Origin of the sequence: Ferrovibrio sp. (assembly GCF_036381655.1) — a bacterium.
Lineage (GTDB): Bacteria > Pseudomonadota > Alphaproteobacteria > Ferrovibrionales > Ferrovibrionaceae > Ferrovibrio.
The window spans coordinates 1-21,099 of record NZ_DASVCJ010000026.1 but is presented as its reverse complement, the minus strand read 5'-3'; the positions used below and the strand labels follow the sequence as shown (position 1 = coordinate 21,099).

The 21,099-nt window shown below is 65.0% G+C and carries 21 protein-coding genes; 10 read left to right on the top strand and 11 right to left on the bottom strand.

The genetic code is table 11. From position 1 onward, the window contains the following. The first annotated feature begins 38 nt into the window (after positions 1 to 38). Together VF194_RS05295 and VF194_RS05290 are read left to right on the top strand one after the other, a co-directional pair. Entirely contained in the window at positions 39 to 584 is a 546-nt protein-coding gene (locus tag VF194_RS05295) for an isochorismatase family protein (RefSeq protein ID WP_330888755.1), read from the top strand. Positions 585 to 603: 19 nt separating this feature from the next. Beyond that, the gene (locus VF194_RS05290; protein WP_330888753.1) at positions 604 to 1,302 is read left to right on the top strand and encodes an alpha/beta fold hydrolase; all 699 of its coding nucleotides are present in this window, start codon (positions 604 to 606) and stop codon (positions 1,300 to 1,302) included. A gap of 9 nt (positions 1,303 to 1,311) precedes the next feature. Here VF194_RS05290 and VF194_RS05285 read toward each other — a convergent pair whose 3' ends face one another. Together VF194_RS05285 and parE are read right to left on the bottom strand one after the other, a co-directional pair. Further along, positions 1,312 to 2,508, bottom strand: a complete 1,197-nt coding sequence (locus tag VF194_RS05285) for a GGDEF domain-containing protein (RefSeq protein ID WP_330888751.1) — start codon at positions 2,506 to 2,508, stop codon at positions 1,312 to 1,314. A gap of 2 nt (positions 2,509 to 2,510) precedes the next feature. Next, positions 2,511 to 4,478 carry a DNA topoisomerase IV subunit B gene (gene parE / locus VF194_RS05280; RefSeq protein ID WP_330888750.1) on the bottom strand — a complete coding sequence of 656 codons (1,968 nt, stop codon included), beginning with the start codon at positions 4,476 to 4,478 and terminating at the stop codon, positions 2,511 to 2,513. 93 nt (positions 4,479 to 4,571) lie between these two features. Between parE and VF194_RS05275 the strand changes: the two genes are divergently transcribed. The 4 genes from VF194_RS05275 to VF194_RS05260 all read left to right on the top strand — a co-directional run bounded on the left by VF194_RS05275 (position 4,572) and on the right by VF194_RS05260 (position 8,105). Beyond that, a complete protein-coding gene (locus VF194_RS05275; protein ID WP_414656073.1) occupies positions 4,572 to 5,048 on the top strand; it encodes an acyl-CoA thioesterase in 477 nt (158 codons plus the stop codon). Next, positions 5,045 to 5,542: a hypothetical protein gene (locus VF194_RS05270; RefSeq protein WP_330888749.1), complete on the top strand. Its 498-nt coding sequence runs from the start codon at positions 5,045 to 5,047 to the stop codon at positions 5,540 to 5,542. The genes VF194_RS05275 and VF194_RS05270 overlap by 4 nt, the downstream gene beginning before the upstream one ends. Before the next feature lie 345 nt (positions 5,543 to 5,887). Continuing rightward, the gene (locus tag VF194_RS05265; protein ID WP_330888747.1) at positions 5,888 to 6,799 is read left to right on the top strand and encodes a pirin family protein; all 912 of its coding nucleotides are present in this window, start codon (positions 5,888 to 5,890) and stop codon (positions 6,797 to 6,799) included. Positions 6,800 to 6,968: 169 nt separating this feature from the next. Next, positions 6,969 to 8,105 carry a HAMP domain-containing sensor histidine kinase gene (locus VF194_RS05260; RefSeq protein WP_330888745.1) on the top strand — a complete coding sequence of 379 codons (1,137 nt, stop codon included), beginning with the start codon at positions 6,969 to 6,971 and terminating at the stop codon, positions 8,103 to 8,105. A gap of 26 nt (positions 8,106 to 8,131) precedes the next feature. Here VF194_RS05260 and VF194_RS05255 read toward each other — a convergent pair whose 3' ends face one another. Next, entirely contained in the window at positions 8,132 to 9,082 is a 951-nt protein-coding gene (locus tag VF194_RS05255) for a LysR family transcriptional regulator (RefSeq protein ID WP_330888967.1), read from the bottom strand. A gap of 96 nt (positions 9,083 to 9,178) precedes the next feature. Between VF194_RS05255 and VF194_RS05250 the strand changes: the two genes are divergently transcribed. Both VF194_RS05250 and VF194_RS05245 read left to right on the top strand, forming a co-directional pair. Then, complete coding sequence (locus tag VF194_RS05250) at positions 9,179 to 9,601, top strand: nuclear transport factor 2 family protein (protein WP_330888743.1); 423 nt, start codon at positions 9,179 to 9,181, stop codon at positions 9,599 to 9,601. A gap of 146 nt (positions 9,602 to 9,747) precedes the next feature. Continuing rightward, on the top strand, positions 9,748 to 10,932 hold the full coding sequence (locus VF194_RS05245) for an MFS transporter (protein WP_330888741.1): 1,185 nt from the start codon (positions 9,748 to 9,750) through the stop codon (positions 10,930 to 10,932). A gap of 6 nt (positions 10,933 to 10,938) precedes the next feature. Here VF194_RS05245 and VF194_RS05240 read toward each other — a convergent pair whose 3' ends face one another. From VF194_RS05240 to VF194_RS05205, 8 genes are all read right to left on the bottom strand, one after another. Then, positions 10,939 to 11,748, bottom strand: coding sequence for an aldolase (locus VF194_RS05240; protein WP_330888739.1), 810 nt, complete (start codon positions 11,746 to 11,748; stop codon positions 10,939 to 10,941). Positions 11,749 to 11,808: 60 nt separating this feature from the next. Beyond that, positions 11,809 to 12,117: a ferritin gene (locus VF194_RS05235; RefSeq protein ID WP_330888737.1), complete on the bottom strand. Its 309-nt coding sequence runs from the start codon at positions 12,115 to 12,117 to the stop codon at positions 11,809 to 11,811. 69 nt (positions 12,118 to 12,186) lie between these two features. Next, positions 12,187 to 13,677, bottom strand: coding sequence for a TrkH family potassium uptake protein (locus tag VF194_RS05230; RefSeq protein ID WP_330888736.1), 1,491 nt, complete (start codon positions 13,675 to 13,677; stop codon positions 12,187 to 12,189). A gap of 82 nt (positions 13,678 to 13,759) precedes the next feature. Then, complete coding sequence (locus tag VF194_RS05225; protein WP_330888734.1) at positions 13,760 to 14,314, bottom strand: DUF2231 domain-containing protein; 555 nt, start codon at positions 14,312 to 14,314, stop codon at positions 13,760 to 13,762. A 165-nt stretch (positions 14,315 to 14,479) separates the two neighbouring features. Further along, entirely contained in the window at positions 14,480 to 15,889 is a 1,410-nt protein-coding gene (gene glnA, locus VF194_RS05220) for a type I glutamate--ammonia ligase (protein WP_330888732.1), read from the bottom strand. 104 nt (positions 15,890 to 15,993) lie between these two features. Beyond that, a complete protein-coding gene (locus VF194_RS05215; RefSeq protein WP_330888730.1) occupies positions 15,994 to 16,332 on the bottom strand; it encodes a P-II family nitrogen regulator in 339 nt (112 codons plus the stop codon). A gap of 193 nt (positions 16,333 to 16,525) precedes the next feature. After that, on the bottom strand, positions 16,526 to 17,713 hold the full coding sequence (locus tag VF194_RS05210; protein ID WP_330888728.1) for a pyridoxal phosphate-dependent aminotransferase: 1,188 nt from the start codon (positions 17,711 to 17,713) through the stop codon (positions 16,526 to 16,528). 77 nt (positions 17,714 to 17,790) lie between these two features. Then, positions 17,791 to 19,011, bottom strand: coding sequence for a multidrug effflux MFS transporter (locus VF194_RS05205; RefSeq protein ID WP_330888726.1), 1,221 nt, complete (start codon positions 19,009 to 19,011; stop codon positions 17,791 to 17,793). 332 nt (positions 19,012 to 19,343) lie between these two features. Here VF194_RS05205 and VF194_RS05200 point away from each other — a divergent pair, with 332 nt between their 5' ends. Together VF194_RS05200 and VF194_RS05195 are read left to right on the top strand one after the other, a co-directional pair. Beyond that, on the top strand, positions 19,344 to 19,667 hold the full coding sequence (locus VF194_RS05200; RefSeq protein WP_330888724.1) for an NIPSNAP family protein: 324 nt from the start codon (positions 19,344 to 19,346) through the stop codon (positions 19,665 to 19,667). 22 nt (positions 19,668 to 19,689) lie between these two features. Continuing rightward, positions 19,690 to 21,099: thiamine pyrophosphate-binding protein (locus tag VF194_RS05195; RefSeq protein ID WP_330888722.1), on the top strand; the 1,410-nt coding region annotated here is incomplete at its 3' end.

Here is a 21,099-nt window from a genome sequence, read left to right as displayed (position 1 = left end):
GCGGCAGGTGGCGTCAGGCGCTAAAGTCCTGATACGCTATGACCCTGCTTTCCGCCGCCCAAAGCCTTTTACTCATCGTCGATATCCAGGATCGCCTTCTGCCGGCGATGCAGGACGGCGAGGCGGTTGTCCGCAATAGCGCCATTTTACTGCAGGCGTCCGGCAAACTCGGCATTCCGGCGCTACTGACCGAGCAGTACCGCAAGGGCCTGGGGGGGACCGTGGCCGCGGTCGCCGAAGTTGCCGCAGGCGCTCCCGTCTGCGAAAAGATGCATTTTTCCGCCTATGCCGATCCGGCGATAAGGGGGCGTATCGAGCAGTTCGGCCGCAAGCGGATCGTCATCGCCGGGATCGAAGCGCATGTTTGCGTGTTGCAGACGGCGCTGGACCTGATTGCAGGCGATTACGACGTTTTCGTCGTTGCCGATGCCATTGCCTCCCGCCGCCGGGAGAATGTCGAGTTGGCCAGGCAGCGTCTGGGCATGGCGGGCGTGGCGCTGGTCAGCACGGAGATGTGCCTGTTCGAGTGGCTCGAAACTGCATCGCATGCCCAGTTCAAGGCGCTGTCTCAGTTGATCAAGTAATCGAAAGAAAGGACAGACGATGCGCCAGCCCCTGGTGCTTGTGCCCGGCTTGTTGCTCACCGCCGATTTCTGGCGTGAACAGGTGGCGCGCCTGTCCGGCACGGCGCAATGCATTGTCCCGTCCGGTCAATACAATCTGGACAGCATGACCGACATGGCACGTGCGGTGCTGGCCGAGGCGCCTGAGAAATTCGCCCTCTGCGGACTCTCGATGGGCGGCTATATCTGCCACGAGATCATGCGCCAGGCGCCGGAGCGGGTCACCAAGCTGGCGCTGCTCGACACCTCGGCGCGGCCGGACACGCCCGAGCAGACGCAGCGCCGCCGCGCGTTCATTCAGCTGGCGCAGACCGGCCGTTTCAGGGGCGTCACGCCGCAATTGCTGCCTGTCCTGCTGCATCCTGACAATCTCGACAAGAAACCGCTGACCGACCGTCTGATGGCGATGGCCGAGGAGATCGGCCGCGACGGCTTCATCAGGCAGCAGACGGCGATCATGGGGCGTCCCGACAGCCGGCCCCATCTTCCGCATTACAAGGTGCCGACCCTGGTGCTTTGCGGCCGTCAGGATGCGCTGACGCCCTTGGAAGGGCATGAGGAAATGGCGGCGCTGATCCCCGGCGCCGAACTGGTCGTCATCGAAGGCGCCGGCCATCTGCCGCCGATGGAAGAGCCGGACGCCGTCGCAGCGGCGCTGCGCCGCTGGCTGACGCGCTGACAGCCAGTTTCAGGCCCGATGGAAGGCCGCGGGGCCGAGCATCGCCACTTCGATGCGGTTGCGTCCGTTGGTCTTGGCGCGATACAGCGCGGCGAGAGCCCGTTGCAGCACCGACGCCCAGTCATTGCCATGCAGGCCGAGCGTGGCGACGCCGAAGCTGGCCGTGACCGTCAGCTCGGTATCCGCATCCACCCACAATCTGGCGCCGGCGATATGGTTGCGCAGGCGTTCGGCGAGAATCTGCGCACCGTCAAGCTGGGTGCTCGGCAGGATGACGCAGAAGGTCCCGCCATCGAGCCGGCCGAATTCATCCTCGCGCCGCAGATTGCCGGCCACCGCTTCGGCCAGCCGGCGCAGCACGACATCGCCAGTCGGATAGCCGTGGCGGCGGTTCACCTGGGTCAGGAAATCGAGGTCGAAGGCCAGGATGGAGAGGGGAAGGCCATGCCGCCGCGCCCGCGACACTTCCTTGACGCCGAACTCGTCGACCAGGCCGCGGCTGAGCAGGCCGGTGAGGTCGTCGAGCTGGACCGCGGAGCGCAGGCGCTGCTGCAGGCGCTGGGTCAGCATCAGGCCGCAGGCCGTCGTCGCCAGGAACGAAATGATACAGGGGATCAGGAAGATGCCGTTGCCCAACGGGCCGCGGCTGAAGGCGGCGGTATCGAACAATCCCGTCACGGCGGCCACGGCGCGCAGGAAAAACAGCACCGCCATGATGCCGAACATCATCCCGGCCAAAGCCTGGGTCTGCAGAAGGCCGGGCTCGATCCGGTGCAGCATACCCCAGGCGATGGTGCCGCAGATCGCCGTCAGGGCCAAGCAGACCACGGCGACGCGGATAACGGGGTCGGGCGCCCAGAAGACATAATAGCTGAACGGCACGATGAACACCGCTATCGCGGCGATGCCGAGGACGAAGGGCGGCCGCTTGCGCAGGAAGCGGGCGCAGCCCCAGCCGAAGACGACGAAGCCGATGACGAAGGCGAGGTTGCCGATGAAGGCAATGAAAGGCTCGTTGTCCGGCCGGCGCAGCAGCAGAACGGCGGCGCCGGCGCCAATGATGGCATTGGCAAGGGCCCAGGTCGAAGGGCCGGTCTCGCGCGGATGCACGAGGCTGAAGCCGAACATCACCAGGACGTTGACGGTAGCCGTGGCGATCGACACCAGGGCGATGGTCGAATAGCCCTCGATGCCGACGAAATCCATGGCTAGACGTCGATATCGGTCGCGAAAGCGGCGCGCTCCTGGATGAATTGGAAGCGCATCTCGGCTTTGCGGCCCATCAGCCGTTCGACCAGATCGTCGGTCTCCTTCACGTCGTCGGTCAGCACCTGGACCCGCAGGAGTGTGCGGTTCTTGGGATTCATCGTGGTTTCCTTGAGTTGCGCGGGCGGCATCTCGCCAAGGCCCTTGAAGCGGCTGACTTCCACCTTCTTGTTGCCGAAGACCTCCTTGGTCAGGCGGTCCCTGTCGAGATCGTCCATCGCATAGACCGTCTTGCCGCCATGGCTGAGCCGGTAGAGCGGCGGCTGGGCGAGATAAAGATGGCCATGCTCGATCAGCTTGGGCATCTCGCGGAAGAAGAAGGTCATCAGCAGCGAGGCGATATGCGCGCCGTCGACATCGGCGTCGGTCATGATGATGACCTTGTCGTAGCGCAGATCCTCCTCGCGGTATTTGCTGCCGGTGCCGCAGCCGAGCGCCAGCACCAGATCCGACAGCTCCTGGTTGGCGGCCAGCTTGCCCGAGCCGGCGGAAGCGACGTTGAGGATCTTGCCGCGCAGCGGCAGCACGGCCTGGGTGCGGCGGTCGCGCGCCTGCTTGGCGGAGCCGCCGGCGCTGTCGCCCTCGACGATGAAGATCTCCGAACCGTTGGCGGCTTCGTCGGAGCAATCGGCCAGTTTGCCGGGCAGGCGCAATTTGCGGGTCGCCGATTTGCGGCCGACTTCCTTCTCGGCGCGGCGGCGCAGGCGATCCTCGGCGCGCTCGATGATGCGGTTGAGCAGGGCATTGGCGTGCTGCGGCGCGCCGGCCAGCCAATGGTCGAAATGATCCTTCACCGCCGCTTCGACCAGCTTCTGCGCTTCCACGGTGACCAGCTTGTCCTTCGTCTGGCCCTGGAATTGCGGCTCCTTGATGAAGACCGACAACATCGCCGTGGCGCCGCCGATGATGTCGTCGGCCGTGATGCTGCTGCCTTTGCGGTTGTTGGTCAGCTCGGCGTAATCCTTGAAGCCGCGCAGCAGGGCCGAGCGGAACCCCGCCTCATGCGTGCCGCCTTCCGGCGTCGGCACGGTGTTGCAGTAGGAATGCAGCCAGCCTTCGTCGATTTCCTGCGGCCAGTGGATCGCCCATTCGACCTGGCCGCGCTCGCCGGCCAGAGCCGCGCGCCCGGCGAACGGCGTCGGCGTGACCGTCTGCTGGCCCTCCAGCTGCGCCGCGAGATAATCCTGCAGGCCGCCGGGGAAATGCAGCACCGCCTCGGTCGGCGTATCGTCTCCGGTCAGGATCAGCTCGGCCGCGCATTTCCAGAAAATCTTGACGCCCGGATACAGATAGGCCTTCGAGCGCGCCATCCTGAAGATGCGGGCCGGGCGGAAATGCGCGCCCTTGCCGAAGATCTGTTCGTCGGGATGGAAGATCACGCTGGTGCCGCGCCGGTTCGGCGCCGCGCCGACCTTGATGAGTTTTCCCTTCGGCGCGCCGCGGGAATATTCCTGCCGCCACAGTTCGCGCTCGCGCGCGACCTCGACGATCAGCCGGTCCGACAACGCATTGACCACCGAGATGCCGACGCCATGCAGGCCGCCGGCGGTGGAATAGACCTTGGAAGAGAATTTGCCGCCGGAATGCAGCGTGGTGAGAATCACCTCCAGCGCCGACTTGTCCTTGAACTTGGGGTGCTTGTCGATCGGGATGCCGCGGCCGTTGTCGAACACCCTGAGCGCACCGTCGGCCTGCAATTCGACCTCGATGCGGTCGGCATGGCCGGCGACCGCCTCGTCCATCGCATTGTCGAGCACCTCGGCGAACAGATGATGCAGCGCGCGCTCGTCGACGCCGCCGATATACATGCCGGGCCGGCGGCGCACCGGCTCGAGGCCTTCGAGAACTTCGATATCCTTGGCGGTGTAATCACTGCCGCTCTTACCGCCAGACTGGAACAAGTCGTTCATAACATTCATGGATTCTATTTACGGGATGACTCGTCGTTGCGACGCAGTATAGTGTGGGCAGGTCTAGCGGCACAACCAACATATGGTGGATGAATGGCAAACGCTTCCCAGGATAAACGCCAGGATACGCGCCAGGATACGGGACGGGCGGACGATCAGGGCGGCTTGTCGCACATGCGCGTCGACCGGGGCGAGCCGCTGATCCGCACCGCGCCGATGCCCGCTGACATGAACGGCAACGGCGATATTTTCGGCGGCTGGGTGCTCAGCCAGATGGACATCGCCGGCGGCATCGTCGCCGCCCGCCGCGCCCAGGGCCGCGTCGCCACCGTGGCGGTGGATGCCATGACCTTTCATCAGCCGATCAAGGTCGGCGACATCGTCTCGATCTACGGCCACATCATCCGCGTCGGCCGCAGCTCGATGGCGGTGAAGCTGGAGACCATCGTGGCGCGGCGGCTCGATCCGACCGAGATCAAGGTGACCGAGGGCGTCTATACCTACGTCGCCATCGACGAAGAGGGGCGGCCCAGGCCCGTGCCGGTCGAAGCCTCTTCCGTCAGGCCATGAAGCCGCCGACCCAGACCAGGCCGGCGGATCATTGGGCAGCAGACGAGATCGTCGCGCCCGAGCTGGTGGCGCTGAAAGCCTGGTACGATGGGGCCAGAGGCGCGCGGCCGATGCTGGCTTTCGCCGCGCTGCCGTATCTGGCGACCTTGCCGGGCGCGGCGGACCTGGCGCTGGTCGCGCTCGCCGAGGAGGATGGCAGCTATCTCTATCTGCAGACGGGCGAGGGCTATCGCCGGACCGCCGCGGTCGGCGGCGGCGGATTGCAGCCGCGGCCGGATGGCAGGATCGCCGAAACGCGGCCGGTGATGTGTCAGCATCTCGATCTGGCGGCGGCGCAGCGGGCGCCGTTCCATGTCAGCGTGACCCGCTGGGACGGGCTGAAGATCCTGCAATACGACCGGCTGATCCTGCCGCTGGACGACGGTCAGCAAAAGGGGATGGTGACACATCTTCTGGTTGGCGAATGCTTCCTGCGTCTGGCCAAGGATGCCTGAGGTTTTTTTCAGCTAGATCATTGTATGTCAGCATCGGGTTCGGCCCATTGCGCATCAATAGAGGCCGTTGACGGCCAATTCGGTGCCGATCGAGGGCTGATGGAAAGCCAATTGAATGCCCGTTGAGTTCCATTCGAGCCAAGTCAGGCCAATTGGAACCAATTCGAGTGACGAAAATATTCTTGTTAAACGAGTGCGTCCTGCCAGCCGGACCAGGCTAGCGTCAGGGGCAAGCTACGTCTGCACGATGTGCAACAGCAGCAAAGGGTTTCGTAAGAACGTAATGCGAACTCTCTGTCGCGTCAATACCCCCGTGCCATGGCATGGCCTCCCCCAAGACAAGGCATGACGCCCTATATGGACAGGATCGATTTCGCTGCCGGATTCCACGCCATGATCATCCATCGGCAGATCAAACAGCTTCATCCCGCCTTGCGCGACGATATCGGCGATCTGCAGACGCGGCGGCCGTTGCCCGGGCCGGGCATCGCGCATGTCGGGCCGTTCCTGTTTCTCAATCATCACGGTCCGCAGGTCTATCCGCCGCATAATCGCGGCCTGCCATTCGGGCCGCATCCGCATCGCGGCTTCGAGACGGTGACTTTCATCCTCGAAGGCGAACTGGCGCATCGCGACACCGCCGGCCATGAAAGCATCATCCGCAGGGGCGGCGTGCAATGGATGACGGCCGGTCGCGGCCTGATCCATGCCGAATTGTCGCCGGAGGATTTCAAGCGCCAGGGCGGCGCACTGGAGATTCTGCAGCTCTGGGTCAATCTGCCGGCCAAATTGAAGATGACCGCGCCGCGCTATATCGGCCTGCAGGCGGATGCGATCCCGGTGCTGCCGGGCGAAGACGGCAAGGCGCGCCTGCAACTCATCGCCGGCGAATGGCACGGCAAGCATGGGCCGGTCCCATCGCTGACGGGCGTGTTCATGGCGGTGATCGAAGCCAAAGCCGGCGCGCATCTGGCTTTCGCCGGATTGGAGGGCCGCAGCATCTTCCTTTATGTCGTGCGCGGCGCCATCCGCGTCGGCGGACAGGAGGCGGGCGGCTTTGATCTCGTCGAACTGAGCGAGACCGGCGATGCGCTGGGCATCGACGCGTCCGCCGACAGCGTGCTGCTGTTCGGCCATGCCGATCCGATCGACGAGCCGATCGTGGCGCATGGACCTTTCGTGATGAATACCTGGCCGGAAATCGAGCAGGCGATCCGCGATTATCAGGCCGGCCGGTTCGAGGTGCCGGCAGCCTGATGCCACCCAGCCGCGAAGTATAGGCCGCCGCCGGCCGCCCCTCCCGTATCGGTTGCATCCATTACCGTCTAATTACTTGTAATTCCAAGGGAATTGACGAAGCTAAGCATCGTCGCGCAAGGCAGAATGAAAAACAGCCGGCCTTGCGCGCTTTCGCTTGGGGAATGCTTTGTCGACGCTGTTTCGCACCGGGGGGAGTTCGGCTGCCAAGGCCGCCGCCTCCGCTCAAAGCCGTGGCCAACCGGGACCGTTCGCGCGCCTGCGCGACAGCCTGAACCGCTGGCTTGGCCGGATGCCGCCCGCCGTGGCGACTCTGGTGCTGGTCGGCATGATCGTGGTCGGCGCGGTGGCGTTTCATATCCTGTATGGCTGGCTGTTCTGGAAAGTGCCGGGCCTCGACTTCCTGCTTATATCGGCACTGGTCGCCGCAACGGTGGCGACGCCGATCATTCTCCTGGCGCAGCGACTGATCCGCTCGCTGCGCGGCACCAAGAACCAGCTTCGGATGATGACGCGCGAACTCGCCATCGCGCTGCATAAGGCGGAGGACGTCAATCACGCCCGCATGCAGCAATTCGCCAATATGAGCCACGAACTGCGCACGCCGATGAATGCCATCCTCGGCTTCTCCGAAATCCTGCGCAATCAGCGCTTCGGCCCGATGGGCAATGCCCGCTATCTCGAATATGCCGGCGACATCAACGACAGCGCCCAGCATCTGCTGGAACTGATCAACAACCTGCTCGATCTCGCCAAGATCGAGGCCGGGCGCTTCGATACGCATGACGCCGCGCCGATCGAAATCCATCACGCCGTCGAGATGGCGGCCCGCATGGTGCGGCCGCTGGCCGAGCGGCAGGGCGTGACGCTGAAAGTGACGACGGCGGAGCAGGAGCTGCACATTCATGTGGTCGAACGCATGCTGCGGCAAATCCTGATCAACCTGTTGTCCAACGCCGTGAAATTCACGCCGCATGGCGGCACGGTCGGCGTCACCGCCCAGCTGACCGAGGACGGCAAGGTGCGCATCGCGGTGCGCGACAGCGGCATCGGCATGTCGCCCGAGGAGATTCGCATCGCCTTCCAGCCCTTCGGGCAGATCGATAGCATGCTCAGCCGCAAGCATGCCGGCACCGGGCTCGGCCTGCCGCTCACGAAGGCGATGGTCGAACTCAATCAGGGCGAACTGGCGCTGCGCAGCCGGCCCGGCGAGGGTACCGAGGTGATCCTGGCTTTCCCGGCCTGCGATGCCGAGGGCGTCTTTCTGCGCAAAATCAGCGGCCGCGGCGAAGGGCCGCCGCAGTAAGCCGCCTCGTCAACTCGTTGCCCAGGTCAGGCCGCTGCCCGCCGCCCGTTGCCGCTTTTTGCTGACATGCGGTCCAGCCTGCGGCCGATCTCGGCGACCTGCTTGCGCAGCCAGATCGAGCCGGGATCCATCTGCGCCCGCACCGGCCAGAACATGAATTGCTCGTCGATGCCGGGATCGAGCGGCGGCGTCAATGCCGCAAGGCGCAGCGCCGGCGCCTGCGCCTCGACCAGCCGGCGAGGCACGAAGGCGACGAGGTCGCTCGCCGCCGCCATATGCAGGGCCTGCAGATAGCTCGGGACGGTGAGCGCGATGGGGCGGGCGAGGCCATGCTGCTCGCGCAACCAGGCATCGATCATATCCTCGCGCTGGCCGCGGTCGACGACGGCGATATGCCGCGCCTTCATGAAGCCCGGCAGCCGTTTCAGCTTCGCCGCCTGCGGATGGCCCTTGCGCACCGCCAGAACGTCGGAATCGCTATACAGCCGCTGGCGGTGAAAGCCGTCGAAGGCATCCGGCGTGCAGGCGATCACCAGGTCGATATTGCGCGCCAATTCCGGCGTCATGATCGCCGGGCCGCGCCAGGGCAGCACATCGAGCGCCACGCCGGGAGCCGCGGCGGCCACGCGCTCGACCAGCGGCATGACGATCAGGTTGAGCAGCAGATCCGGCATCATCAGCGCGAAGCGCCGCGTGGCGCTTGCCGGATCGAAGCCGTCGGCAACGAACAGGCCGCGGACCTGATCGAGCGCCTGGCGCAGGGGCGCCCGCAGTTGCTGCGCCCGCGGCGTCAGCTCCATCCGCGCGCCGGTACGCACCAGCAGGGGATCGCCGATGACCTCACGCAGACGGCGCAGGGTATGGCTCATCGCCGGCTGCGACAGGCCGACGCGCATCGCCGCGCGGCCGACATGGGCATCGGTCAGCAGCGCATCGAGCGCCACCAGGAGGTTGAGGTCGAGCGCGGCCAAATTCATCACGCGAATATATATCATCCGGCCAATCGATTGGAAGAATGGCATGCCGGCGGCGCATGATCCGGCGCGACAGAGGATATCGGGAGCGCAGGCATCATGGACGCAGCAGAGAACAAGAGAATATTGCAGCAGGTCTTTGCCGGACTGGCGGAGGGCGACCCCCGGCCGTTGGTTCAAGCCCTGGCGGAGGATTTCTGCTGGGTGATCACCGGCAACACCAAATGGTCGCGCCGCTATGAGGGGAAGCAGACCGTGCTGGACGAGCTTTTCGCCAGGCTGCGCGAGCGGATCGTGGGGCGTATCAAGACCCGCGCGCATCGCTTCATCGCCGAGGACGACAGCGTCGTGGTGCTGGCGCGCGGCGACAACCTGACCGTCGCGGGCAAGCGCTATGACAACGATTACTGTTACGTCTGCCGGCTGCGCGACGGCAAGCTGATCGAGTTGATCGAGTATTTCGACACCGAACTGGTGCGCGAAGCGCTCGGCGATCCGGCGGTGCCGCTGGCGGCGGGATGAGCCTCGGCTCGGCTTGACAGGCCGCGTCGGCGCCGGTATTTCCGCAGCCGGATGTCGCGCTGCCGTCCGGCGGTCGACCGTAAGCGTTAACGTCACTCAACGCATCCCGCGCCCGACCCGGTCCGGCGCGAATGAAGGTATGCGTGATGACGGCTCAAACTTCTCCGATCAAAACCTCTCCCGTGCTTTGGCGACTGCTGCCCTTCGTCGCCATCGTCTTTCTCGGCTTCCTGACGGTCGGCATCCCGCTGCCGGTGCTGTCGGCGCAGGTGCATGGCGCGCTCGGCTTCGGCACCGTGATGGTCGGCTGGGTGATCGGCATCCAGTCGATCGCCACCGTGCTGACCCGGCAGTTCGCCGGCGTCACCTGCGACAGGCGCGGCGCCAAGGCGGCGGTCCTGCTTGGCCTGCCGGCGGCGGTGCTGGCCGGTGCGGCCTATCTTGCCTCGGCGCTGCTGCCCGTTTCCGCCTCCGTAAGCCTGACCATCCTGCTGGCCGGGCGGCTGCTGCTCGGCGTCGCCGAAAGCCTGTTCCTGACCGGCGCGATGAGCTGGGCGATCGCCACGGTCGGGCCGCAGAATACCGGCCGCGTCATGGCCTGGCAGGGCATCGCCATGTATGGCGCGATGGGTCTGGGCGCGCCGCTCGGCCTGTGGCTGCTCGATGCCTTCGGCTTCGTCGCCGTCGCCATGGCGGCGATCATCGTGCCGTTGCCGGCCCTGGGTATCGCGATGCTGCGCAAGGGCATCGCGCCGCTGCAGGCCGGGCCGCGCGTGGCCTTCTATCGCGTGCTTGGCCTGATCTGGCAGCCGGGGCTGGCGCTTGCCTTCAGCGCCATGTCCTTCGGCGCGTTGGCTGCGTTCATCACGCTCGATTACGCCGCGCATGGCTGGGAGGGCGCCGGCCTTGGGCTCAGCGGCTTCGGCGCCGGCTATATCCTGGTGCGGCTGTTCTTCGCCGGCCTGCCGGACCGCCATGGCGGCGTCAAGGTCGCGGTGGTCTCGCTGCTGATCCAGGCGATGGGGCAGGGCGTGCTGTTCGCCGCCGCCAATGCCATGGCGGCTTTTGCCGGCGCGACGCTGACCGGGCTCGGCTTTTCGCTGGTGTTTCCGGCCATGGGCGTCGAGGCGATGCGGCGCGTTTCGCCGCAAAGCCGCGGGCTCGCGGTCGGCGGCTATATCGCCTTCTTCGATCTGGCCATCGGCCTGACCGGCCCGGTGCTGGGCCTGGTCGCCGGCGGCTTCGGCTATCCGGCCGTGTTCCTCGCCTGCGCCGGGGCGGCTCTGGTCTCCGTCCTGCTTGCCGCCACGCTCAAGCCCGGGCCGCAATAAAGCGGGTCAGTGTTTGTAATCCGGTTCCTCGCGGTCGAGGATGCGCTTGACGCTCTGCAGATGCAGGCGGGCTGATTCGGCATTCTCGTCCTGGATCTGCCTTGCCGTCGCCGCGGCGATGGCGGGATCGATCGGCTGTACAGGACGGCCGGTCGCCTGCGCGATGCATTGCACCTGGCAGACGCGTTCGAGGTAATAGAGATCGTCCCATGCCTCGGCGATGCTGGGCGAGAGCACCAGCACGCCATGATGCTTGAGGAAGACGATATCGGCATAGCCCGCGGCGGCGGCGATGCGGTCGCCCTCGCTGTTGTCGAGCGCCAGGCCGTTATAGGCGGAATCGACGGCGATGCGGCCGTAGAATTTGAGCGAGGTCTGGCCGGCGAAGAGCAGGGGATCGCCATCGACCATGCACAGGGCCGTCGCGTAGGGCATGTGGGTATGCAGGGCGACGCGGGCCCGCGGCAGCGCCTTGTGCAGCCGGGCATGGATGTAGAAGGCGGTTGCCTCCGGCTCGCCGCTGCCGGCCACGACCTTGCCGCCGAAGTCGCAGACCAGCAGGTTGGACGCCGTCACCTCGCTGAAGGCATAGCCATAGGCGTTGACGAGGAAGAGGTCGTCATGGCCCGGCACCATGGCGGAGAAGTGATTGCAGATGCCCTCATGCAGGCCGAGCCGCGCCGCCATGCGGAAACAGGCGGCGAGATCGATCCGGGCCTGCCGCACCGCCTCGCTGTCGAGACCAGGGCGATTATGTCCCGGCGCTGCGGTGGCGGCACGGTCCGGATTGTCGGCAGCATTCAGGGGGCGGGCCATGGCGATCCTTCAATCGTACGGCGATGGGCTGCAACATTACGGCCCCGAAAGATGCCGGCGTCAATCTTGTTCCGCCTGCTCCTCCATGCTGGTGATGTCCTTGGTCGAGAACAGGTATTCCTTGAGCTGCCTGTCGAATTCCGGGCTGTTGCGGCGGATCCATTCCAGCACCATCGCCGCATGCTCCATTTCCTCGCGCATGTTGTGCAGCAGGATCTGCTTCAGCGCCGCATCGTCGCAGTCGTCGGCGCGCTGCTGATACCAGTCGGTCGCTTCCAGCTCCTCCATCAGGGAGACGATGGCCTGGTGCATGGCGAGCGTATGCGGGCGCAGGCGCTCGCGGGGGGCATGGAGGTGTTCGCTCGACATCCGTTTCTCCTTCTCGTGCCGGTGGCCAACCGTCGGGAGAAAATGGCTCGATTGCGGCGGAAGGCTAGGCTAGCTGCGCCAGAAAGCCCGGCTGAACGGGATCAGGAAGACCAGGATTTCCAGCCGCCCCGCCAGCATGCCGAAGGACATCAGCAGCTTCACGCCGGTCGGCACCTCCCTGAAGGTGCAGCACGGGCCGATATGGGGGCCGAGCCCCGGGCCGACATTGCTCAGCGCCGTGGCGGCGGCGCCGAGGCTCTCGCGGAACTCCAGCCCGTAGGCGGAGATGGCCAGGGTCAGGGCGGTCAGCAGCAGCAGGTAGATGAAGATGTATGTGGCAACGCCGGCGCGGACGGCCTCCGGGATGTTTTCCCCGTTGAAGGTGACCCGGAAGGCGCCATGCGGGAAGATCTGCCGGTGCAACTGCGCCTGCAGCAGCTTGATCATGGTGAAGATGCGGAACACCTTGATGCCGCCGACCGTCGAGCCGGTGCAGCCGCCGATCAGCATCAGCAGCAGCACGACCGCCTCGGCGAAACCGCCCCATTGCGCATAGTCGGGTCCGGAGAAGCCCGTCGTGGTCATCGTCGAAACGGTGGCGAAAGCGGCCTCGCGCAGCGCCAGCCAGAAGCCATGGCCGGATTTGATCATCAGCCAAAGCAGCAGCAGCAGGGTTGCCGTGGCGATGATGCCGAGGAACAGCCGGACCTGATCGTCGCGGAACAACCGCTCGGGCTGGCCGTAGACGGCGATGATGTAGAGGCCGAACGGCATGGCGCCGAGCGTCATGAAGACTATGCTGACCCATTCGATGGCGGCGCTGTGGAAATAGCCGATGCTGGCATCGTGGGTCGAATAGCCGCCGGTCGCCAGCGTCGTCATGGCGTGGCAGATGGCGTCGAAAGGCGACATGCCGGCGATCCAGTAGCAGGTCGCGCACAGCACCGTCAGCATGATGTAGATGATGCCGATCTGGTTGACCACTTCGGTGATGCGCGGCACGAACTTGGCCGAGTTCGGCGACAGGTCCAGGCTGAACAGCTGCAATCCGCCGATGCGCAGGAACGGCAGCGCCAGCACGGCGATGGTCACCACGCCGAAGCCGCCGATCCACATCAGCAGCGAGCGCCACAGCAGCAGGCCGCGCGGCAGCCTGTCGAGCCCGACGATCACGGTCGAGCCGGTATTGGTCAGGCCCGACACCGCCTCGAAGATCGCATCGGACAGCGAGAGATGCAGCTCCGAGACCATGAAGGGGATGGCGGAAACCAGGCTGATGGTGATCCAGGTCGCCGGCAGCAGCAGCAGCGTCTCATTGAGATTGATCTGCTGGCTGCGGTTGTAGGTGGCGATGGCGACGCCGGCGCCGACGAACAGGGTGCCGGCGGCGCAGGTCAGGAAGACGATGGAATCGTCATGGCTGTCGGCGATGTCGACCAGCATCGGCGCCAGCATGGCGAGGCCGAAGCAGCAGCTCACCGCACCGACGAAAAACAGGATCGGCGCCAGCCGGACGGCCGTGCTGCCGCGGCCGGCGGCGGTCAGGGCGGAGTTGTTCATTGCGGCGGAGTGTGGTCGGGCCACGCCGCGGAATCAAGAGGGCCGGCAGGCTTGACATCCGCCCGCCGGCCCAGGGGCGCGCTTAGGAACCCGGCATGCCGGCGTGGCTTCCGGGTTGATAATCAGCACGATAACCGCTTGCCGGCTGGCCGCTTGCGGCATCTTCGCTGCCGACGCTGGCGGCGACGCCGATTCCATGCCGATACGACATCTCGCCGCCGAGCCAGCCGGTCACCATGACCAGAAGAACGGCCGCGACCGACAGGACCAGCCCCCAGGGATAGGCGCTGTCCGGCGCCGTGCCGCGCGGCAGGAACAGGTTTGCGACCACCAGGCCCATGACGATGGCGTTGCCGATGCCATGAGCGATGCCGATGCGCAGGTGATGGGCGCGATGCAGGCGGATCAGTTCGATCAGGCCGAGCAGGGCGGCGACCGCGCCGGAAATCAGGGCGGCCACCAGCAGCCAGAAAGCGGCTGCGCTCCAGAACGGATTGCGCGTCACCATGAAAGCGATATCGGCGCAGAGCGCCAGTGCAATCGACCCGATCGGCAGCGGTACCACCATCGGATGCAGCGGATGACCGGCAATGGCAACGGCGCTGCCGGTGCCGGCGGAATATTTCGGTGCAGCCATGTCACACCTCCTCCGTATGTCACGGTTCGGGGGAAACCCGCAGGCGCACAGGCGGTTCCTGCCGCTGCAGCAAACAAACAAAAACCCCGCCGGCAGGAATACCGGCGGGGCTCGTTGGACGCCCGGCTGTCAGGCCGGGCCCAGGGAAGTTTGTCCGGGAGACGCTTAAACCGAGTAATACATGGAAAACTCGATCGGATGCGGGGTGTGCTCGAAGGCGTACACCTCTTCCCACTTCAGCTCCATGTAGGCGTCGATGAAGTCGTCGGTGAAGACCCCGCCGGCCTTGAGGAAGGCGCGGTCCTTGTCGAGATTCTCCAGGGCCTCGCGGAGGCTGCCGCAGACCTGCGGCACGTTCTTCAGTTCCTCGGGCGGCAGATCGTAGAGATTCTTGTCCATCGGATCGCCCGGATGGATCTTGTTCTTGATGCCGTCGAGGCCGGCCATGAGCATGGCGGCATAGGCAAGATAGGGGTTCGCGCCCGGATCGGGGAAGCGGACCTCCACGCGCTTAGCCTTCTCGCCGGCGCCGAGCGGGATACGGCAGGAGGCCGACCGGTTGCGCGACGAATAGGCGAGCAGCACCGGAGCCTCGAAGCCGGGGATCAGGCGCTTGTAGCTGTTGGTCAGCGGGTTGGTGAACGCGTTGATCGCCTTGGCGTGCTTGATGATGCCGCCGATGTAGTACAGCGCCATATCGCTCAGGCCGGCATACTTGTTGCCGGCGAAGAGCGGCTTGCCGCCTTTCCACAGCGACTGGTGGACATGCATGCCCGAACCGTTGTCGCCCTTGATCGGCTTCGGCATGAAGGTTGCCGTCTTGCCCCAGGCATGGGCGACGTTGTGCACGCAGTACTTATAGATCTGCATGTAGTCGGCGCACTTCAGCAGGGTGCCGAACTTGATGCCGAGTTCGTGCTGGCTGTTCGCCACCTCGTGGTGGTGCTTCTCGACCGGCACGCCCATCGAGGCGATGGTGGAGAGCATCTCCGAGCGCAGATCGCCGCCCTGATCGAGCGGGGCGACCGGGAAGTAGCCGCCCTTGATCGGAGCGCGGTGGCCCATATTGCCGCCTTCGTAGACCTTGCCCGAATTGTAGTTGCCTTCGATATCATCCATGTAGACGAAGGTCTCGTTCATCGAGGTCTTGAAACGGACGTCGTCGAACACGAAGAACTCGGCCTCGGGGCCGAAATAGGCGACATCGGCGGTCTTGCTGGCCTTGATATAGGCCTCGGCCGCCTTGGCGATGCTGCGCGGGCAGCGGTTATACGGGGTGCCTTCATGCGGCTCCAGCACGTCGCAGAGCAGCACGGCGGTGGTCTGGGCGCTGAACGGATCGAAGGTCAGGCTGTCAAGGTCGGGCTTGAGCAGCATGTCCGACTCGTTGATCGCCTTCCAGCCGGCGATCGAGGAGCCATCGAACATGATGCCTTCCTTCAGCGTCGATTCATCGCACATGCCGATATCGAACGCGACATGCTGCCACTTGCCGCGCGGATCGGTGAAGCGGAAATCGACGTATTTCGCCTCCTTGTCCTTCAACTGTTTAACAATGGTCTTTGCATCAGCCATGGCTGTTTTCCTGCTGCTTCTTCCCTGGTTGTACACTGCTCATGACGGCTCCCCAGAACGGAAAGCCCGATGAGGATAGGCTGGCGGAGAATCCTGCTCCGCCGTCAGACCGCTTCCGCGCCCTTTTCCCCGGTGCGAATACGGATGACCTCTTCGATGTTGGAAATGAAAATCTTGCCATCGCCGATGCGGCCGGTGCGGGCCGCCTGGGTGATCGCCTCGACGGCGCGGTCGACCATGCTGTCGTCCAGTACCACCTCGATCTTCACCTTGGGCAGGAAATCGACGACGTACTCGGCACCGCGATACAGCTCGGTATGCCCTTTCTGGCGGCCGAAACCTTTGGCCTCGGTGACGGTCAGGCCCTGCAGGCCGATCTCGTGCAACGCCTCCTTCACTTCGTCGAGCTTGAAGGGCTTGATGATGGCTTCGATTTTTTTCATGGGATCAGGACGGTTGGTGCGACAGAGGGTTAATGAAGGTCTCTAGCTGGTTATCGCAATGCATGGGTCGTGCCACCAGCGGGACGGGTTCAACCCGCTGGAATTCCGCCAGGAGACGGATGGCCGAGCGCGGCCGCTTAAAGCCCGTGCATAAGGAACGCTCACTTTGCACAAAAAATAGGCTTAAGTTTGCCTATTGTTTTGGCCGGTTGCCGGCAAGAAAGGCTTTGATCCGCTCCAGCGCCTCGGCAATGGCCTCATCGGAGGCAGCGAAAGAGAGGCGCAGGTAGCCTTCGCCGTGGCGGCCAAAGCTGGTTCCGGCGATGGTGGCGACCCCGGCCTCTTCCAGCAGGCGGTCCTGCATCTGGCGCGCGGTCAGCCCGGTGCGGGTGATATTGGGGAAGGCATAGAAGGCGCCTTCGGGCTTGATGCAGCTGATCCCTTCGATCTTGTTCAGGCCGGCGACGCAGAGATCGCGGCGGCGGCGGAAGGCCTGGCGCATGTTTTCCACGGCATCCTGCGGGCCCTCCAGGGCGGCGATGCCGGCATACTGGGTGGCGGCATTGACGCAGGAATGGGTATTGATCGCCAGCTTGGTGGCCAGTTCGGCCAGGTTCTGCGGCCACAGCCCCCAGCCGAGGCGCCAGCCGGTCATCGCATAGGTCTTCGACCAGCCTTCCAGGATGATCAGCCGGTCCTGCAACTGATCGAGATAGGGGATGAAGCTGGCATAATCCCCGGCGCCGTCGAGCACCAGGCGGGAATAGATCTCGTCCGCCATGATGGCGACATGCGGAAAACGCTGCAGTCCCTCGACCAGCTTCTTCACTTCCGCCGCCGGAGCGACGCCGCCGGTGGGGTTGGCCGGCGAATTGACGATCAGCAGCCGGGTCTGCGGGGTGATGCGGCTGAGCAGGTCGTCAGCGCGGAAGGCGAAGCCATTCTTTTCCAGCAGCGGATAGCCGGCCAGCCTGGCGCCGGTGAAATTGACCAGCGATTCGTAGATCGGGAAGCCGGGATCGGGATACATGATTTCGGCGCCCGGTTCGCCGAACATCATGATTGCGGTCGCCATGGTTACCTTGCCGCCGGGCACGATCACGATCTGCTCGGGGGAGACGGTCTTCTTGTAGCGGCGGGCGATTTCGGCGCAGACGGCTTCGCGCAGGGGCAGGATGCCGTTGGCCGGCGTATAGCCATGATGGCCGTCGCGCAGCGCCTTGATGCCGGCCTCGACCACATGCGGAGGCGTGGGAAAATCCGGCTGGCCGATGCCGAGGTTGATAACGCTCTTGCCCTGAGCCTCGAGGGCCTTGGCCCGGGCCAGCACCTCGAAGGCGCTTTCCGAGCCCAGGCGCGACATGCGCTCTGCAATCTGCATGTGATCCTCCCGACAGATCGTCGGCTGCTTATGCCGGGATTCCGGCCCAGCGGCAACCGCCGAAGAGCGGAACGGCGCTATTCCGCCGCAATCGGGCGCTTTCCGGTCATGGTGAACTGCGCCGCCAGGAAGGACAGGATGGCGCAGCCGGCGATGCCGGCCACCATCGGCAGGGCCGTGCCGTCGACGAAGGCGCCGCTGACAGCCATGATCACGGCGCCGGCGGCAAGCTGGATGGTGCCCATCAGCGAGGAAGCCGTGCCGGCGATCGCGCCGTGATCGGCCATGGCCAGCACCGACGTGACCGGCAGCAGGATGCCGACGAAGCCATAGCCGATGAAAAGGACGGTGCCGAGCACCGCCAGGCTTTCGACGCGGGCGAGCGTGAGTACCAGCAGCAGGGTCATCGCTGCGGCGTAACCGGCCACGGCGGGGCGGACCAGTCGCTGCAGGCCGAACCGGGCGCCGAGCCAGCCATTGAACTGCATGGCGGCGAAAAAGGCGGCGGCGTTGACCGAGAAGGCGATGCTGTAGCCGGTCGGCGACAGGCCATATTGCCCCATCAGCACGAAGGAGGAATGCGACAGGAAGACGAAGAAACTGGAAATCGCCAGCGCGCCGATGGCGGTCAGGCCGAGGAAATTGCGGTCGGCGAATAGCAGGCGGCAACCGGCCAGCAGGCTCGTCAGGTCGCTCTCGGCGCGCAATTCGCGCGGCCGGGTTTCCTTGACGAAGATCGCGGCGAGGAGAAGGCCGAGCAGGCCGGCCAGCGTGGTGAACCAGAAGATGCCGCGCCAGCTCGTCTGCGCGATGATCAGGCTGCCGAACAGCGGCGCAAGGAGGGGAGAGACGCTGAGCACCAGCATCAGCAGCGACAGCAGGCGCGCCTCGTCCACACCGCTATGCAGATCGCGAACGATGGCGCGCGAAATGATGATTCCCGCGGCGCCGCCCAAACCTTGCAGCATGCGAAAGCCGATCAGCATGTCGATATCGCTGGCCAGGGCGCAGCCGACGCTGGCGGCAAGGAACAGCAGGATGCCGAAATACAGCGGCGTCTTGCGGCCGATCATGTCGGAGATCGGGCCATAGATCATCTGCCCGAGCGCGAAGGTGGCGAAGAAGCCGGTCAGGCTCAGCATCGCGGTGTCGGCGCCGACGCCGAGCGCCTGGCCGACGGACGGCAGCGAGGGCAGGTACATATCGATGGCGAAGGGACCGATGGCGGTCAGCAGGCCGAGCACGACAGCGTTACGCAGGAACCGGGGATTGTCCCGCACGGCAAATTCAGACGACATGATTTTTCGATTTCCCTTTACAACGAGCGGCGGAACGCGGCGATAGCTAACGCAGTCATGCCGCAAGGCAATGGCAGGGCGCTGCGGTAGCTGGGTTGATATCAACGTTTTTGGGGGAAGTCAAAGCATGTTCGGGCGCGGCCGTAGCGTCAGCAGGCCGTACAGCAGCAGGCCGTGCCGCCAGCAGGCTGCGTTTGCGGCATGACGTCATGCACGCAGCGTATGAAGCTTGCGGTCAAGATTTGTCATTCTGCGCGACAAAGCCGGAACAGGCTTGCAGGGCTGCGCCGCCTTGCCTAGTGTCCTTTGCCTCACCCAGAGGAAACCCGCGAATGCTGTTCGACGTCCGCACCTATACCTGCCGCCCCGGCACCACCAAGCTGCAGCTCGAACTCTACGAGAAGCTCGGCCTCAAGCCGCAGACGCGCCATCTTGGCCAGCCTTTCGCGTTCCTGGTCACCGAGACCGGCCCGCTCAATACCTATCTGCATGTTTGGGCCTATGAGAGCGCCGCCGACCGCGAAACGAAGCGCGCCGCCATGCAGACCGATCCGGACTGGCAGGCCTATCTGAAAGCCAGCGCCGAAGCCGGCTATCTGCTCAGTCAGCAGACTCAGCTGATGACTCCGGCGAGCTTTTTCCAGACCAAGCGATAACATCCCAAGAGAGTAGAGAGTCATGAAACGCAGTGGAGGTCAGATTCTGGTCGAGCAGCTCCGTATCCAGGGCGTCGATACCGTATTCGGCGTGCCGGGCGAAAGCTTTCTTGCCGTGCTGGATGCCTTTCACGACCACACCAACAGGATGCGTTTCGTGATCTGCCGCCAGGAGGGCGGCGCGGCGATGATGGCGGATGCCTATGGCAAGACGACCGGGCGGCCGGGCATCTGCATGGTCACCCGCGGTCCCGGCGCCACCAATGCCTCGGCCGGCGTGCATGTCGCCTTCCAGGATTCGACGCCGATGATCCTGTTCATCGGCCAGGTCGGCCGCGACATGATGGAGCGCGAGGCCTTCCAGGAGATCGACTATCGCCGCATGTTCGGCCAGATGGCCAAGTGGGTGGCGCAGATCGACGATGCCGCCCGCATCCCCGAATTCGTCGGCCGTGCCTTCAGCGTGGCGATGTCCGGCCGCCGCGGCCCGGTAGTGCTGGCCTTGCCGGAAGACATGCTGACCGAATGGGTCGAATGCGCCGATGGCGAGCCGGTGCAGCCCGTCGAGGCGCATCCGTCGGAGGCGCAGATGGCGCAGGTCAGGCAGATGCTGGAAGCGGCCAAGCGGCCGATGATGATCGTCGGCGGCAGCGGCTGGAGCGAGCAGGTGCGCGAGCAGGTGCAGGCCTTTGCCGCCGCGTCCCACCTGCCGGTCGGCGCCGTCTTCCGCCGCCAGGATTACCTCGACAATGAATGGCCGAATTATGTCGGCGATGTCGGCATCGGCATCAATCCCAAGCTGCAGCAGCGCCTCAAGGACGCCGACCTGCTGCTGGTGATGGGCGCCAAGCTGGGCGAGATGGCGACTGGCGGCTATACGATGATCAATATCCCGGTGCCGGGCCAGACGCTGATCCATGTCCATGCCGGCGCCGAGGAGCTGAACCGGGTCTATCGCGCCAATCTGCCGATCAATGCCTCGAATGCGGCCTTCGCCGCGGCGTTGCAGAAGATAGGTCCCGTCAGGGCCGGCGCCGGCTGGGCCGAGCAGGTGCGCCAGGCCCGCGCAGAATATGAGGCCTGGCAGGAGCCGCCGGTCTCGCCCGGCAGCATCCAGATGGGCCAGGTCATGCGCTGGCTGGATGCCAACCTGCCGGCCGATGCCGTGCTGACCAATGGCGCGGGCAATTACGCCACCTGGCTGCATCGGTTCCACCGCTATCGGCGGCATACCGGCCAGCTTGCGCCGACCTCCGGCTCGATGGGCTATGGCGTGCCGGCGGCGGTGGCGGCCAAGCTGGTCAATCCGCAGCGCACCGTGGTTGCGTTTGCCGGCGACGGCTGCTTCCTGATGACGGGGCAGGAATTCGCCACCGCGCTGCAATACGGCGCCAATGTCGTCATCGTCGTGGTCAACAACGGCATGTACGGC

Coding starts and splice junctions, on each gene's coding strand:
- parE (WP_330888750.1), bottom strand. CDS start 4,478: ATGAACGACTTGTTCCAGTCTGGCGGTAAGAGCGGCAGTGATTACACC.
- VF194_RS05230 (WP_330888736.1), bottom strand. CDS start 13,677: ATGAACAACTCCGCCCTGACCGCCGCCGGCCGCGGCAGCACGGCCGTC.
- VF194_RS05235 (WP_330888737.1), bottom strand. CDS start 12,117: ATGTCGAGCGAACACCTCCATGCCCCCCGCGAGCGCCTGCGCCCGCAT.
- VF194_RS05290 (WP_330888753.1), top strand. CDS start 604: ATGCGCCAGCCCCTGGTGCTTGTGCCCGGCTTGTTGCTCACCGCCGAT.
- VF194_RS05215 (WP_330888730.1), bottom strand. CDS start 16,332: ATGAAAAAAATCGAAGCCATCATCAAGCCCTTCAAGCTCGACGAAGTG.
- VF194_RS05265 (WP_330888747.1), top strand. CDS start 5,888: ATGACGCCCTATATGGACAGGATCGATTTCGCTGCCGGATTCCACGCC.
- VF194_RS05295 (WP_330888755.1), top strand. CDS start 39: ATGACCCTGCTTTCCGCCGCCCAAAGCCTTTTACTCATCGTCGATATC.
- VF194_RS05250 (WP_330888743.1), top strand. CDS start 9,179: ATGGACGCAGCAGAGAACAAGAGAATATTGCAGCAGGTCTTTGCCGGA.
- VF194_RS05225 (WP_330888734.1), bottom strand. CDS start 14,314: ATGGCTGCACCGAAATATTCCGCCGGCACCGGCAGCGCCGTTGCCATT.
- VF194_RS05245 (WP_330888741.1), top strand. CDS start 9,748: ATGACGGCTCAAACTTCTCCGATCAAAACCTCTCCCGTGCTTTGGCGA.
- VF194_RS05275 (WP_414656073.1), top strand. CDS start 4,572: ATGGCAAACGCTTCCCAGGATAAACGCCAGGATACGCGCCAGGATACG.
- VF194_RS05200 (WP_330888724.1), top strand. CDS start 19,344: ATGCTGTTCGACGTCCGCACCTATACCTGCCGCCCCGGCACCACCAAG.
- VF194_RS05210 (WP_330888728.1), bottom strand. CDS start 17,713: ATGCAGATTGCAGAGCGCATGTCGCGCCTGGGCTCGGAAAGCGCCTTC.
- VF194_RS05270 (WP_330888749.1), top strand. CDS start 5,045: ATGAAGCCGCCGACCCAGACCAGGCCGGCGGATCATTGGGCAGCAGAC.
- VF194_RS05255 (WP_330888967.1), bottom strand. CDS start 9,082: ATGAATTTGGCCGCGCTCGACCTCAACCTCCTGGTGGCGCTCGATGCG.
- VF194_RS05240 (WP_330888739.1), bottom strand. CDS start 11,748: ATGGCCCGCCCCCTGAATGCTGCCGACAATCCGGACCGTGCCGCCACC.
- VF194_RS05205 (WP_330888726.1), bottom strand. CDS start 19,011: ATGTCGTCTGAATTTGCCGTGCGGGACAATCCCCGGTTCCTGCGTAAC.
- VF194_RS05285 (WP_330888751.1), bottom strand. CDS start 2,508: ATGGATTTCGTCGGCATCGAGGGCTATTCGACCATCGCCCTGGTGTCG.
- glnA (WP_330888732.1), bottom strand. CDS start 15,889: ATGGCTGATGCAAAGACCATTGTTAAACAGTTGAAGGACAAGGAGGCG.